General features: G+C 37.1%; 14 protein-coding genes. 12 read left to right on the top strand and 2 right to left on the bottom strand.

From position 1 onward, the window contains the following. Window positions 1-520 precede the first annotated feature (520 nt). A complete protein-coding gene (locus ACTQ54_RS08925; protein WP_441756084.1) occupies window positions 521-2,143 on the bottom strand; it encodes a DUF1002 domain-containing protein in 1,623 nt (540 codons plus the stop codon). A 258-nt stretch (window positions 2,144-2,401) separates the two neighbouring features. Between ACTQ54_RS08925 and ACTQ54_RS08930 the strand changes: the two genes are divergently transcribed. After that, the gene (locus ACTQ54_RS08930) at window positions 2,402-3,430 is read left to right on the top strand and encodes a DUF4349 domain-containing protein (RefSeq protein ID WP_441756085.1); all 1,029 of its coding nucleotides are present in this window, start codon (window positions 2,402-2,404) and stop codon (window positions 3,428-3,430) included. A 30-nt stretch (window positions 3,431-3,460) separates the two neighbouring features. Next, window positions 3,461-4,456, top strand: coding sequence for a phosphate acetyltransferase (pta, locus tag ACTQ54_RS08935; RefSeq protein ID WP_441756087.1), 996 nt, complete (start codon window positions 3,461-3,463; stop codon window positions 4,454-4,456). A gap of 103 nt (window positions 4,457-4,559) precedes the next feature. Here the strand turns inward: pta and ACTQ54_RS08940 are convergent, their stop codons facing one another. Further along, window positions 4,560-5,129, bottom strand: a complete 570-nt coding sequence (locus tag ACTQ54_RS08940; RefSeq protein ID WP_441756089.1) for a DUF4430 domain-containing protein — start codon at window positions 5,127-5,129, stop codon at window positions 4,560-4,562. Window positions 5,130-5,349: 220 nt separating this feature from the next. Here ACTQ54_RS08940 and tsaE point away from each other — a divergent pair, with 220 nt between their 5' ends. From tsaE to ACTQ54_RS08990, 10 genes are all read left to right on the top strand, one after another. After that, complete coding sequence (tsaE, locus tag ACTQ54_RS08945) at window positions 5,350-5,817, top strand: tRNA (adenosine(37)-N6)-threonylcarbamoyltransferase complex ATPase subunit type 1 TsaE (RefSeq protein WP_441756136.1); 468 nt, start codon at window positions 5,350-5,352, stop codon at window positions 5,815-5,817. A 14-nt stretch (window positions 5,818-5,831) separates the two neighbouring features. Further along, window positions 5,832-6,371: a GNAT family N-acetyltransferase gene (locus ACTQ54_RS08950; RefSeq protein WP_441756090.1), complete on the top strand. Its 540-nt coding sequence runs from the start codon at window positions 5,832-5,834 to the stop codon at window positions 6,369-6,371. A 148-nt stretch (window positions 6,372-6,519) separates the two neighbouring features. Next, on the top strand, window positions 6,520-7,425 hold the full coding sequence (gene murB, locus ACTQ54_RS08955) for a UDP-N-acetylmuramate dehydrogenase (protein ID WP_441756138.1): 906 nt from the start codon (window positions 6,520-6,522) through the stop codon (window positions 7,423-7,425). A gap of 695 nt (window positions 7,426-8,120) precedes the next feature. Next, a complete protein-coding gene (locus ACTQ54_RS08960; RefSeq protein ID WP_441756092.1) occupies window positions 8,121-9,215 on the top strand; it encodes an ABC transporter ATP-binding protein in 1,095 nt (364 codons plus the stop codon). Window positions 9,216-9,226: 11 nt separating this feature from the next. After that, window positions 9,227-10,042: an ABC transporter permease gene (locus ACTQ54_RS08965; protein ID WP_441756094.1), complete on the top strand. Its 816-nt coding sequence runs from the start codon at window positions 9,227-9,229 to the stop codon at window positions 10,040-10,042. Then, window positions 10,042-10,863: an ABC transporter permease gene (locus ACTQ54_RS08970; RefSeq protein WP_441756096.1), complete on the top strand. Its 822-nt coding sequence runs from the start codon at window positions 10,042-10,044 to the stop codon at window positions 10,861-10,863. Before ACTQ54_RS08965 ends, ACTQ54_RS08970 begins: the two co-directional genes overlap by 1 nt. Next, window positions 10,864-11,934, top strand: a complete 1,071-nt coding sequence (locus ACTQ54_RS08975; protein ID WP_441756098.1) for an ABC transporter substrate-binding protein — start codon at window positions 10,864-10,866, stop codon at window positions 11,932-11,934. 156 nt (window positions 11,935-12,090) lie between these two features. Continuing rightward, window positions 12,091-12,465 carry a hypothetical protein gene (locus ACTQ54_RS08980; protein ID WP_441756100.1) on the top strand — a complete coding sequence of 125 codons (375 nt, stop codon included), beginning with the start codon at window positions 12,091-12,093 and terminating at the stop codon, window positions 12,463-12,465. A 204-nt stretch (window positions 12,466-12,669) separates the two neighbouring features. Beyond that, a complete protein-coding gene (locus ACTQ54_RS08985) occupies window positions 12,670-13,116 on the top strand; it encodes a GtrA family protein (RefSeq protein ID WP_441756102.1) in 447 nt (148 codons plus the stop codon). Window positions 13,117-13,130: 14 nt separating this feature from the next. Beyond that, window positions 13,131-14,123: a glycosyltransferase family 2 protein gene (locus ACTQ54_RS08990; RefSeq protein WP_441756104.1), complete on the top strand. Its 993-nt coding sequence runs from the start codon at window positions 13,131-13,133 to the stop codon at window positions 14,121-14,123. The last annotated feature ends 867 nt before the right edge of the window (window positions 14,124-14,990 follow it).

Genomic DNA, 14,990 nt, shown 5'->3' on the forward strand with positions numbered 1-14,990 from the left:
AGACACTTTTAGTATTCGTTGAGGAAACGATTGTCTACTTCATGTCTACGATAACTCAATTATTGATTCCATTTCTATGACTTGCTCTCGCGGTCGTTTGAAAAGGTGATTTCATCCGAGCGGTTAGTGCGCGGTCGTTTTAAATAGTGGTTTCATCCGAGCGGTTGATGTGCGCTCGTTTGAAAAGATGGTTTCATCCGAGCGGTTGATGCGCGCTCGTTTGAAAAGATGGTTTCATCCGAGCGGTTGGTGTTCGGTCGTTTGAAATAGTGATTTCATCCGAGCGGTTGGCTCGCGCTCGTTTGAAACAGTGATTTCATCCGAGCGGTTGGCTCGCGCTCGTTTGAAAAGGTGGTTTCATCCGAGCGGTTGGTGTGCGGTCGTTTGAAAAGGTGAATTCATCCGATGTATATTAACACAATAAGCCAGAACTGATTATATACTTATCTACTTTTCGACACTAAAAAACCTCACTAACATGTTGTAAAACAACATATTTAGCGAGGTATTTACTTTGATCCTAAGGGAATAGGATGGCCTCAAAGCCAGCTTGTAGTTCCATGTTTTCAGTTGGTGTGAAGTGAATTAAGCCATCTGGCATACCTTGATTTTGTTGGCTATGTAAAACAACGCCTTCTTTCGTCACATCATTATAAGTAAAGAGATAGAAGTGAGGCAAGCTGTAGCCTTCCACTGTTTCACGTAAATATTCTTGGTCGGTATAAGCAGCTAAAATGCGATATTCATGGGAATCATCACTGCTGTAATACCATTCAGCTGTAACAGCCTCACCATTAACAGCCAGTACATCGATCACGTCTGTAGGGAATTCTATACCCCACATGCTGGTTGTATTATATAAATCATAAGCTTTATAGTATTGACCCATGCTTTCGCCCCAAGAATCCATAAATTCACTTAAAGCAGCCGCTTTAACTTCACCCCAAGCCACTTCTACTTCTTCTGTCCCGTCACGGTAAACAATTGGATTTTCTTCAATCATAGAAAAGTCATAAGCATCGACTAAATATCCATGTGTTGCGGCATCTGGATAGGCATTATCTCCAACGAATGATTTGATACTTACAGTTCCTGCTTCGGTACGGATGAGATCCCAGTATGACCCTTCACCATTTTCATTAGCTAAATAAATAACTATGGCACCTTCACGTAAGTTTTCAACATCATAAACACTCCAGTTAGAACGGTCGTAATTTTCGATATTTACATAACTTTCATCAAATGGTGGGTTTAAAATTGATGCTTCCCAGAAGTCAACGGCACTTTCTAGTGTCCAAGTAGATGAAGTTGAGTCTTCAATTTGTTGAGCTGTATCATCATCTAAAGCTACTTCTGATTGAGCATAATCGAGTGCAAATGCAACAAATTTTGCTCTTGCATTTTCATCAATCACAAGATCGTTTTCGCTTTGGTAATTTGTAAGAATCTGATCTACTAAGACAGTTACATCTTCATCACTTAAAGCACCATTAGCAATTAGGCTAGTACTAATTGCTTGTTTGATTAATGCTTGGATTTGATTAATCGTATCATCGTCTAATCCAGCTTCTTCTTTAATGGTTTCTACCAGTGATATTTCTTTTTGTGCTAATTCAATATTTGCTTGGCTTAACTGTTGACCTGTTGACTCATATAGACGATAGACACCCGTTAATGCTCCTTCACCTGTAACAGGCTCAACGGCTGCAATTTTAATGAGAACATTTGAAGCGCCAGCTGTGATGGCAGCATTTTGATAGGTTTGAGATGCTACCGATAAAATTGTGTTAGGTGTTAAAATCTGAACTTGAACACCGTAGCCTTCACCACGTGGCTCAATGGCAACCGATGAATAGACAGGCGTCGCATCTGTTGAACCGTCAGCTAAATATTGATTAATTAACGAACCGTTAATTTCTATTAATTCATTCGTTGGAACAGCGTGCGCTCCTAAAATAGAAAGAGTTTGTTCTGCTTGACTTTCATTCAGTGAGCCACCTAAAGCAACAAGTGTTTTTGATTCTGTTATTTGGCTTTGAGCATGAATGGCATCAATAGAAATGTTACCAAAAAATTGTGTCATTGGGGCAGCAACCAATAGACCTCCAAGAGCAATAGCAGTGAATGATTTAAATAATTTCATGAAACAAGTCTCCTTTATAATGAATTGTGTTACAAAAGTGTTACGTTTATTACATATACATGTTATCATGTTACAAAATTAAAACAATGAATATAAAAATAACAAATGATGAATATTCTGTGAATTCATCTAAAATATTTAAAGATGAATAAAAAAGAAGGGCTTTTAAACAGTGCAATCATTAGGTTTTCAAGTTTTTGCATAGTATAATAATGACAACCATACAGGTTAATGAATGCCTAAGGAGGCTGAGGTAAAATGAAAAAGTGGTTAGTTGTAATTGCAGGAAGTTTGTTTCTCGCAGCTTGTGGCAACACAAACTATAATCAAAATCAGATGACAACAAGCGAACCGTATACTGAGGAAATGAATCGAAGTGCGGTTGATTTAAATTTGGATTCTGATGCAAGTTATTATGAAGATGGGAATGCTACAGACACACGCTATTTAATCCATACGGCATCAGTAGGCTTGCAAACAGTCGATTATGCAACCTCTAAACAACGTCTATTTGATTATATCGGTAGTTCGGATGCTTATATTCAGTATCAAAATGAGTATACATCTAGTAGCTACAGCCAAGACGTTCGAGGTTTACAAAGCTTAAGTTTAACGATACGTGTCCCTCAAGATTCATTTGAAGAAGCCTTAACAAGCATAACCAGTGGAGACATTGGTGAAGTGGTCCAAAATTCACGTGGGTCAGAAGATGTGACGCGTTCAATGACTGATTTAGATATTCGGATTGAATCCGTTGAAGCGCGCATTGATCGTTTAAATGCTTTATTAGAAGAAGCAACGCTTATCGCAGATATTATTGAAATTCAAAATAGTGTTGAAGAAGCTATACTTGAAAGAGATCAATTATTAAGTGACCAAGCCACTTTAGAAGACCAAGTAAATGACTCGACAATTTCACTAGAATTAAGAGAAGTGCGTCGTCTGGATGATGGGATTACAAGTAATCAAAGCTTCTGGGAACGCGTACAAAATGCTATAGTTGATACAGGCTACCAAACAATCATTGTACTTCAAGAAGCATTATTGTCAGTGATTTTTCTTTTGCCGTATCTTTTACTTCTATTGATTATTGTGATTTTGTATTTCTTATTAATTCACCCATTTGTTAAACGTCGAAGAAGAAATAGAAAGAAAAAAGTCATTAAGGAACAGGAAACTATAACAGATAATACAGAAAATGTTACACAGGAAAAAGTCGTATTAACAGAAGAAAATACAAATAATTCAACAAAAGACTTGCATAAAGACGAAAAAGATGTAAACTAAAAGTAACACAGTTTTGGGAGGAACGAAACAATGGACATGTTTACAGAACTATCGCAAAAAATTGAAGGCAAAAATATTACAATCGTATTTCCAGAAGCCAATGACAAGCGTGTATTAGGTGCAGCTGTACGTTTACAAGGTGACAGATTAGCTCAACCAATCTTATTGGGTGATGAAGAAGAAATTAAAGCTTTAGCAACTGAAAATAATTGGAATATTGATAATATGGAAATTATCAATCCATTAACTTATGATGATGCAGCTTTTGATGAAATGGTAGCATCTTTTGTTGAACGTCGTAAAGGTAAAGCAACAGAAGAGCAAGCGCGTGAAATCTTAAAAGACCGTGCTTACTTTGGAACAATGTTAGTTTACATGGATAAAGCTGATGGTCTAGTAAGTGGTGCTGTCTATTCAACAGGTGATACAGTTCGCCCAGCCCTACAAATTATCAAGACTAAGCCAGGTGTAAGTCGTACGAGTGGTGCCTTTATTATGGTGCCTAAAGAAAATGATGGCAAAAAATTAGTTTTTGCTGACTGTGCGATTAATATTAATCCAACTGCACAAGAATTGGCTGAAATTGCGGTTGATACAGCTAAAACGGCTGAACTATTCAATATTGATCCTGTAGTAGCTATGTTAAGTTTTTCAACTAAGGGATCTGCTGCTTCTGAGGAAGTTGATAAAGTTGCTGAAGCAACACGTATTGCACAAGAATTAGCACCAGAATATAGAATTGATGGTGAATTCCAATTTGATACGGCTTATTCACAAACCGTTGCGGCACAAAAAGTTCCTGGAAATGAAGTTGCAGGTAATGCGTCAGTTTATGTATTCCCAGACTTACAGTCAGGAAACATTGGCTATAAGATTGCACAACGCTTAGGTGGCTACCAAGCAGTTGGCCCAATCTTACAAGGTTTAAACAAACCTGTTTCTGACTTATCGCGTGGTTGTGTGGAAGAAGATGTCTACAAAGTAGGGATCATTACAGCCAACCAGGCTCTCCAAAACAAAGCCTAATTTATTAATAAATATCACTGCCCGCTATGTCGGGCGGTTTTTTTATGCACAAAAAAACTGAGACTAATGAAAGTCTCAGTTGTGGTAGTGATATTTATTTGAATTATTCTTCTGCTGGTATAATGTTGACTGGGATTTCATCGATTGTTCCAAAGTACCAATCAATTACATCGTCTTCAGATAGGGTTTGTGATACAACTCCTAATTCAGCAAACTCACCATTTAATAAATAAGTCCAAGTTTCGCCTGTTTCATAATCATTTGCGATACCATCGATTTCGTCGATGACACCTTCGTCTTCGTTAAAGTTAAATTCTAAATCTTCGATCGATTCCATGGCTTCCATCACTGATAAACCATCAGCATCAACCGCTACAAAAGAATTTGTTTCTTCGCCATTTACATATAAAGTAAAGACGATGCCTTCTTCATTTGCTTCTTCTTCGCCATCAGTGCTTTCTTCCGTTGATTCAGCAGATTCATCTGCATCGTCACTAGAAGTAGATTCTTCCACTGATTCTGATTGATTTGTTGCGGCACTTTCTTCTACTGACTCTACAGTTGACTCAGGTTCTTGTGATTCCACAGAAGTTGTCTCAGTTCCTTGATCTCCACAAGCGACTAAAAATAATGCAATCAAAGGGATAGCTAAAGATCTTAAAAATTTCTTCATTCATTTTACCTCCTAACAATATAAAAACATGTAATAATGATAGTTCTAATCTAACAATAATTAGACTTAAAGTCAAATGATTAGCTGTATTATCAGCCTTTGTAATGGCGTTTTTCTTAAAAAACATTAATAAGTTTGAGATGCAAACACAATGTTTGTAACCTAACAGATACTTCGATACAATAAGATAAAGATATTTATTTGAAAGTAGGGAAAGATTATTTTAACGGTATCGAGTAAAGAACAAACACAAGCATTAGCCAAGAAATTAGCAACTTTATTGCCAATGGGGTCTGTTGTTACTCTGGAAGGTGACTTAGGCAGTGGAAAGACAACTTTTGCGCAAGGATTTGCTAAAGGATTAGGTATCGAACGCGTGGTTAAAAGTCCTACTTACACGATTGTACGTGAATATCCAATCAATGATGATGAAGAATTTATCCATATTGATGCTTACCGTTTAGAAGAAGGTGGCGCAGAGACAGTTGATTTTGATTATTTAATGCATGACAAGACAATTGTTTTAATTGAATGGGCAATATTTATGCAAGATTTTTTACCAAAAAATTATATTAACATTTCATTTAAACCGCTAGAAGATAATGAATCACGCTTAATTGAAGTTGAAGTGATTGGCTCAAACAAAAATCCTTACCATGATATCGTTCAACGTTGGTTAAACGAATAGAAAGGAATGGCACTATGGCACATAGTTCAGATCAATTTCAAGAAATAGAAGTCGATGTGATTATTAGACAAGCAAGCCAAAATGATGCGAAAGCAATCTTAGCCCTTTATAGAGAAATTGGAAGAGAGACGGAGTTTTTAACGTTCGATGAAAAAGGAATTGAGATAAGTGTTGAAAAAGAAGTCGAGTTGATTCGCCGTTTTGAAGTAGCCCCGACAAGTATTATGTTAGTTGCAGAAGTTGATGACCAACTCGTGGGTATTGCCAATTTAGCTGCTTTTGATGCCTATAAGCAAAGTCATGTTGCAGAATTAGGTGTGAGTATTGTTAAGGAATACTGGGGTTATGGGATAGGAAGTATTTTAATGGAAGCAATGATTGATTTTGCTGAAGAAGTAGACCTAAAAGTCATTACATTAGAAGTTGTTGTTGAAAATAAACGTGCCATTTCTTTATATAAAAAATTTGATTTTGAAATTGTCGGTGAGTTAAACAAGCGTTTAAAAGTCGATTATCGCTATTATAATTCGTATATTATGGAACGACTCATTTAGTTAACTCTATTAAAGTAGACTTATTATGATAAGGTTAAACAAGTATTAATAATTAGATCCATATTTAATTAAATAGTAACTTTACAATCTTAGCTTTTTTTCATAAAATAGGTGAGTATTACTTTATGAGGAGCTATGTATTTTTATGATGGAATTAAATCGAATAGTAAATGAGTTGCCTCATTTAAATGTTAAATTAAACGAACCATTATCCAACTATACTTTCACTAAAACAGGCGGAAACGCTGATGTTATTATCTTTCCCAAAAATCAAGAAGAAGTTATTGAAGTGACAAATTGGACTCGCACCAACAATCAGCCACTAACGATCTTAGGAAATGCTAGTAATTTAATTGTAAGAGATGGTGGAATTAGAGGTGTTGTGCTAATTTTAACTGAAATGAAGCAAGTGATTGTTGATGGAAATGGAATTATTGTTGAAAGTGGCCGTGCGCTCATTGATGTCAGTTATTTAGCGCTAGAACACGAGTTAAGTGGTTTAGAATTTGCCTGTGGCATCCCTGGAAGTATTGGTGGAGCCGTCTATATGAATGCCGGTGCTTATGGAGGGGAAGTCGTGGAAGTCATTGACTGGGTCGAAGTGGTGACGTCAGAAGGCGAGGTTAAACGCTATAGCAATGAAGAATGTGAATTTTCATACCGCCACAGTATTTTCCAAACGAATGATGATGTGATTTTAAGTGTTAAATTTACGCTTAAAAAAGGAAATCATCAGGAAATGAGTGAGCATATGGATCACCTGATGGATTTACGCCGCAGCAAACAACCCTTAGAATACCCATCTTGTGGAAGTGTCTTTAAGCGTCCGGTTGGTCATTTCACAGGCCAGTTGATTCAAGAAGCAGGACTCCAAGGCTATCGTATCGGTGGGGCTGAAATATCCAAAAAACATGCTGGCTTTATTGTCAATGTTGATGGCGCAACCGCTACTGACTATGTAGAATTGATTCAATTCATTCAAGAAACAATCTGGGAACGCAATCAAGTGCGTCTAGAAACGGAAGTTCGAATCATTGGTGAAGAAGTCCGTTAACCCCACTAATAAATACTACTATTAAGATCTTATGTCTTTTTCAACAGACATAAGGTCTTTTTTTATGATTGAATTCACAAACAATCTGTTTCATTTTATGACCATATCTTCACAATCGGTCATAATAATAGTGTGCAGTTTAATAAGTATCTTCGTTCTATAAACAAATGTAAGCGTTATGAGGTCAACAATAACGATAAATAGAAATCATTGATATTTTTTTCACAGTTACTGTTTTCAAATAGAAAATTATCTGTTATAATAAGTTCAGTAATTCACAAAAGCGGGTAAAGAGATATTTCATTAATGAGATCAATCGGTGAGCAAATATCTGAATGTGGATTGGTTTGATTATTTAATTGTTTAAGACTAGGAGTGGTACTAAAATCATTAAAACTATAGGCACATTTGCTCAAGATATCACAATCGTATTATATAAAAAACTTAACCGTTAGGAATGGTAGTTAGAAAGTTTACTCGAGAAACTTTCTAGCTACTTTTTTGTTATCTTGAAAGCAGAATTTTAGTAAATACCAAACAGTTTATGTCAAATTTATTACATTTAGAAAATTGCAAGAACAGATTGTTAATCAAAAAATTAACTGATATAATTCATTCTCGTAGGAGTCTTTACTTTTACAAATCGGTCTCAAAGGGGTCAATAATTGACAAAACATCCATAAAGGAGAATGCATATGCAAAATCAAGATTATAGTGTCGTTCTAAAGGGAGTTACAAAAACTTACGATGATGACACACAAGTATTAAAGAAAATTGATATGGAGCTTGAAAAAGGTAAGTTTTATACCTTGCTAGGTCCATCTGGTTGCGGAAAGACAACAATATTGCGAATCATTGCTGGCTTTACAGACGCTTCATCTGGTGAAGTTTATTTAGATAATCAAGCTGTGACGAGCATTCCAGCTAACAAACGAAAAGTTAATACAGTCTTTCAAGACTATGCACTGTTTCCTCATATGAATGTTTACGACAATGTTGCCTTTGGACTCTCGGTTAAAAAAGTAGATCCAAAAGTGATCAAAGAAAAAGTCAATGAAGTACTGCAATTAGTTCAACTGAAAGGCTTTGAGAACAGAAATATCTCTGAAATGTCAGGGGGACAAAGACAACGGGTAGCGATTGCACGTGCCTTAGTCAATGAACCTGAAGTATTACTGTTAGATGAGCCTCTTTCAGCATTAGACTTAAAATTAAGAACAGATATGCAATATGAATTGCGCGAATTACAAAGACGTTTGGGGATTACCTTTGTCTTTGTTACCCATGATCAAGAAGAGGCTTTAGCGATGTCAGATTGGATTTTCGTTATGAGAGAAGGCGAAATTGTTCAATCAGGTACACCGCAAGATATTTATGATGAGCCTGTTAACCGCTATGTAGCAGATTTCATTGGAGAAAGTAATATCATTCCTGCACGAATGATTGAAGATTACAAAGTGGAATTTGTTGGTAAAGTATTTGATTGTGAAGATGCCGGGATTCCAGCAAATGAAAATGTAGAAATTGTTATTCGTCCTGAAGATGTGATTTTAACGACGCCAGAGCAAGGACATTTAGTTGCCAAAGTTGATTCACAGCTATTCCGTGGGGTATTTAATGAATTAATTGCCTACGACGAAGATGGCAATGAGTGGATGGCTCATACAACAGGTAAAGTGGCAGTCGGTTCGCAAATTGGACTACGCTTTAATCCGGATGCCATTCATGTTATGCGTTTCAATGAATCTGAAGAAGACTTTGATGCCCGCCTAGAGCAATATGAAGACTAGGAGGTCAAATTATGGAAACGAAAAAAAATAACGCCTTTGCTATTCCTTATTATCTATGGATAAGTTTTTTCGTTATTGCGCCTTTAGCGTTATTAGTATATCGATCTTTTTTTGATATTAATAATCGCATAACGTTAGATAACTATATCCAGTTTTTTACTTCAGGTAATTATATCAGAATGACTTTAAGTTCATTTTTATATGCTTTTTTAGTGACTTTAGCAACCTTTATTTTAGCTTATCCCATGGCTTATTTATTATCAAAAACCAAACATAAGCAACTATGGTTATTGTTAATTATTTTGCCAACATGGATTAATTTACTGTTAAAAACATACGCTTTTATTGGCTTATTAGGTCGTACAGGTCCGATTAATCAATTATTAGAATCAATTGGCATTGGCAGTATCCAACTTTTATTTACCAACTCTGCCTTTATTATCGTTGCGGCTTATATCGAATTGCCTTTTATGATTTTGCCAATATTTAACTCAATTAACGAAATACCAGACTCTTTAATTGAAGCAAGTAATGACTTAGGGGCATCACACTGGGAAACATTGAGACGAGTGATATTCCCATTATCCTTACGTGGTGTACGTAGTGGGATTCAAGCAGTATTTATACCATCATTATCTCTTTTCATGTTGACGCGTTTAATTGGAGGAAACCGTGTTATTACACTGGGAACAGCGGTTGAACAACATTTCTTGGTAACGCAAAACTGGGGAATGGGATCAACAATCGGTGTGGTTTTAATGGTGTCAATGGTCATTGTGATGTTACTTACGCGTGAGCGCTCAGCAACTAAAGGGGGGGCACGTTAATGAAACAAACATTTAAATGGTCCAATCTATATATCTTTATTGTGTTTATCTTAATGTATTTACCAATCGCTTATTTGATTTTTTACTCATTTAATGAAGGTGGGGATATGACAAGCTTTACCGGTTTTACCTGGGAGCATTATCAAACCCTATTTGAAGATACCCGTTTGATGACTTTCATCCTTAATACCTTTATTATCGCCTTATTGTCTGCTTTAATTGCTACTGCCATCGCCACTTTTGGTGCGATAGCGATTTATTATTTCAGACACGAAAGCACACGTTCATCTATTTTAAATTTAAACAATATATTAATGGTAACGCCGGATGTTATGATGGGAGCAAGTTTCTTAATCCTATTCTCTGCCATTATCCCAGTTCCACTTGGGTTTTGGTCTGTTTTGCTCAGCCATATTGCATTTAGTATTCCGATTTGTGTCCTCATGATTTTACCGCGTTTATTTGAGATGAGTCCGTCAATGGTAACCGCTGCTCTTGACTTAGGTGCCAACCATCGTCAAATTTTAAGCCGGGTTATTTTACCAAGCATTACCTCAGGTATACAAGCTGCTTTCTTTATGGCATTTACCTACTCACTCGACGATTTTGCGGTAACCTTCTTTGTAACAGGGAATGGTTTTTCAACCCTTTCGATTGAAGTCTATTCACGGGCAAGAACAGGGATTAGCCTTGAAATCAATGCTTTGAGTACCATGATGTTCTTAGTTGCTCTTATCTTAGTCGTTGGTTATTACTACTTACAAGTAGGGGAACAAAGACGTAAAGCTGCAGCGATTAAGAACGAAAAGGCGGTGATGTAGATGAAGGGACTTACAAGAGCTACATTTGGAATATTAGTTGTTGTTGCATTGTTGTTTGGTCTACGTAGCTACCTTGAATCTGTTTCAGGTTTATCAGCGAATACCATTGTTTTTTATAACTGGGGAGATTACATCGATCCCGATATTTTGACTCAGTTCGAAGAAGAAACAGGTTATAGCGTCACTTATGAAACCTTTGATTCCAACGAAGCCATGGTGGCAAAAGTCGAACAAGGTGGAACCGTCTATGATATTGTTGTACCAAGTGAATATATGGTTGAGTACTTAGTTGAAACCGACCTGTTACTTGAACTGGATCATTCTAAGTTGCCTAATTTACAGTATATTGATGAAGATTTCTTAAATCACGATTTTGATCCTGACAATCAATATTCCATCCCATATTTCTGGGGGACACTCGGAATTATTTATAATACGGCTGTCATCGAAGAAGGAACGATTAATGTTTGGGACGATTTATGGAATGAAGACTTCCGAAATCAAATTATGATTTACGATGGGGCTCGTGAAGTGATGGGGATTGGTTTACAGTCCTTAGGATACTCATTGAATGATTCCGATAGTGCGCATTTACAAGAAGCATCCAATAAGTTAAAACAACTTATGCCAAATATTATTGCCTTAGCAGCGGATGAAATTAAAATGCATATCGTACAAGATGAAGCGCCGATTGCTGTCACCTTCTCTGGAGAAGCAGCCACTGCGATTGATGAGAATGAAGATTTAGCCTATGTAGTCCCAGATGATGGTTCCAACTTATGGTTCGATAATATCGTCATTCCAAAAAATGCCCGCAATATTGAAGGGGCTTATGCCTTGATCGACTATTTAATGGATCCTGAAATTGCAGCGCAAAATGCCGAATACATTGGTTATTCAACACCGAATCAAGCCGCCCTTGAAATAATGGATCCAGAAGTGACTGAAAACGAAGCCTGGTATCCTTCTCAAGAAACCATTGACCGCCTAGAGGTCTACCGTGGTTTAGGCCAAGCAAAATTAATTGAATATAATGATTTATATCTCGATATTAAAATGCAACCCAAATAAATATCACTGCCTTAACACCCCTATATAGAAAGGTTTTCTATATAGGGTTTTTTAATTGCTTAAAGTTAATATATTTACAAAATATTTACAATAATCACAGACTAAAATTCATAATCGCTTGGTAATATATACATATGAAGGATAAGGAGGGCAATGATGTATTTAGCTGAGCAAACAATAGGAATAACACCAAAAGAAATGTCAGATAAACAGTTTGTAATTGAGCGCATCCATGTGCCTCAAAATCTAGTAGGAATTAACATTTTGATTGAAGTCGACCCTGGCCCGATTAACTTCATTTTAGTCTATGATAGTTTATATAACCTAAGGGCAGAGTATCAGGATGTTAAGAATAAGCAAAGAATTGTGATTCATCAAGAAACGGTTAAGTCAGGCATTGAAACAAAAGCCGGTGACATTCTGGCTGGAGAGTGGATCATTGCCTTAGAAATTCCAACGCACAACAAGACAGACGTTTGGACATGTCATTATTGTGTGATGGGCGAGTTAAAGTCAATCAAAGAAATGTAAACGGATTTTAAAAGTAATTCCTAATAAATAATCTGATTTTTCGAAGATAGCTATTGGATAAAAATAGCTACTAAGTGGAAATTCAGATTTTTTTATTTCGCTCTTCAATATAATTTCATAATTTTTTAGCGATTTATTTAAAGTAATTAGCAGACAGAGTATGCTACAATAAGAATATTACTGAAAGTAAATAGAGGAATTCATATGAAAACTTTTCAACAATTATTTCGCTTTGCAATCGTGGGTGTCCTAGCGACTGCGATTGATTTTGTTATTTTGTATTTCTGTTATCATCTAATTGGCATGAATTACTTAGTTGGGACAACTTTAGCCTTTATCATATCAACGGTGTTTAATTATTGGGCAAGTATGTCGTTTGTTTTTGTCAGTAAATATGAAGCAGCACAAAAGCACCAAGAGTTTTTAGTGTTTTTAATATTAAGTATTATCGGACTCATTTTAACGAATGTTCTCATGTATTTAGCCGTCGATTTAGGAAATATTCCCGTCATGATAAGCAAAATACTGGTCACGGTTGTTGTAATGATATTTAATTTTGTGAGTCGTAAAATATTTATCGAAGGTCATCCTAAAAAGACGATGTCTGTAAGAGATGATGCGCAAGAATATAAGACAGATTTTAATGATTGAGGTGGCAAAGGCCAGTGCAAGAAAAAATAACACTTGTTGTACCCTGTTACAACGAAGAAGAAACCGTAGGTTTGTTTACACAAGCGATTATTGACGTTCAACAGCAGCTACCAGATGCTTTCTTAGAAATTTTATTCATTAATGATGGTTCAAAAGATAATACCTTAACGAAAATAAAAGAACTACAAATCCAATACCCTGATCGGGTATACTACCTCTCTTTTTCACGAAACTTCGGAAAGGAAGCAGGCTTAATTGCCGGCTTGCAACACGCTAAAGGTGATTATGTAACCATTATGGATGTTGATTTACAAGATCCCCCAAGTATTCTGATAGAAATGTACCATAAAATTAAAAATGAAAACTACGATGTCGTCGCGACACGACGTGTCAACCGTGAAGGTGAGCCGCCTGTTCGCTCATTTTTTGCAAAACTGTATTATCGTTTGAACAACTCAATTTCCGAAGTGAAATTGGAGGAAGGGGCGCGCGATTTTCGAATGATGACCCGCCAAGTCGTTGATGCAGTTTTGAGCTTACCAGAATCCAATCGCTTTTCGAAAGGTATTTTTTCGTGGGTTGGTTTTGATGTTGCATATTTGGAATATGAAAATATCGAGCGCTCGGCAGGGAATACCTCTTGGTCTTTTACACAATTATTTAATTATGCAATTGAAGGACTCATAAGTTTTTCCGATGCCCCTCTAACGATTGCCAGTTATGTCGGCTTATTTACCTTTCTATTTGCGGTCATTTATGGAGCTTACATTATCGTGAAAACCTTAATGTTTGGTGATAGCACTCCAGGCTGGCCTTCGCTTGCGGTCCTCATTGTGGGAATGGGCGGCTTGCAGTTGCTCAGCCTAGGCATTGTCGGCAAGTATATTGCCAAAATTTTCAACGAAACCAAACACCGCCCGCTCTACATCATTAAAGAAAGCAAATTACCAGAAGCCTCACATTCCGCAACACCACTACCAAAAACCCGTCGAACCCCTGACAAATAAATATCACTGCTACTATCCGGTTGCAATGAAAAAGGCTTTGAAGATTGAAATCCGTCAATCTTCAAAGCCTATTTTGTTGTGTGGGCTTGTGGTTGGGGTGTTGGTTGGTAAAGGTGAGAATGGGGTGTGGCCAACTTGAAATAGACATTTGAAGGTGAAGGAGTTGTCTAATTAGCTTGTGAATAGGCAGTTGGGATCACTTAAGCTGTCTATTTCGAGCGATCAGACGCTTTAGGACTCTCGATTCGTCTAATCGGCCGGCGATCAGACGGTTTTGGACTCTCGATTCGTCTAATCAGCCAGCGATCAGACGGTTTTGGGCTCTCGATTCGTCTAATCAGCCGGCGATCAGACGGTTTTGGGCTCTCGATTCGTCTAATCAGTCAGCAATCAGACGCTTTTAGTCTCTCGATTCGTCTAATCAGCCAGCGATCAGACGGTTTTGGACTCTCGATTCGTCTAATCAGCCAGGGATTAGACGGTTTTATGCTCCCAATCCGTCTAATCAGTCAGCGATCAGACGCTTTAGGCCGCTCGATTCGTCTAATCGGCCAGCGATCAGACGCTTTAGGACTCTCCATCCGTCTAATCAGTCATCGATCAGACGCTTTTGGGCTCTCGATTCGTCTAATCAACCAGCGATCAGACGCTTTAGGCCGCTCGATTCGTCTAATCAGCCAGGGATCAGACGGTTTTATGCTCCCAATCCGTCTAATCACCCAGCGATCAGACGCTTTAGGCCGCTCGATTCGTCTAATCAGCCAGGGATCAGACGTCTATAAGCTTCAAACGATAAGGTCTATAAAATTTAGACAAAATGATAAAGAAAATAAAGAACTCAGACATCACAGAACCCAGTTGAAAGAT

The sequence above is a fragment of the Fundicoccus sp. Sow4_H7 genome, assembly GCF_052115865.1.
Classification (GTDB): Bacteria; Bacillota; Bacilli; order Lactobacillales; family Aerococcaceae; genus Fundicoccus_A.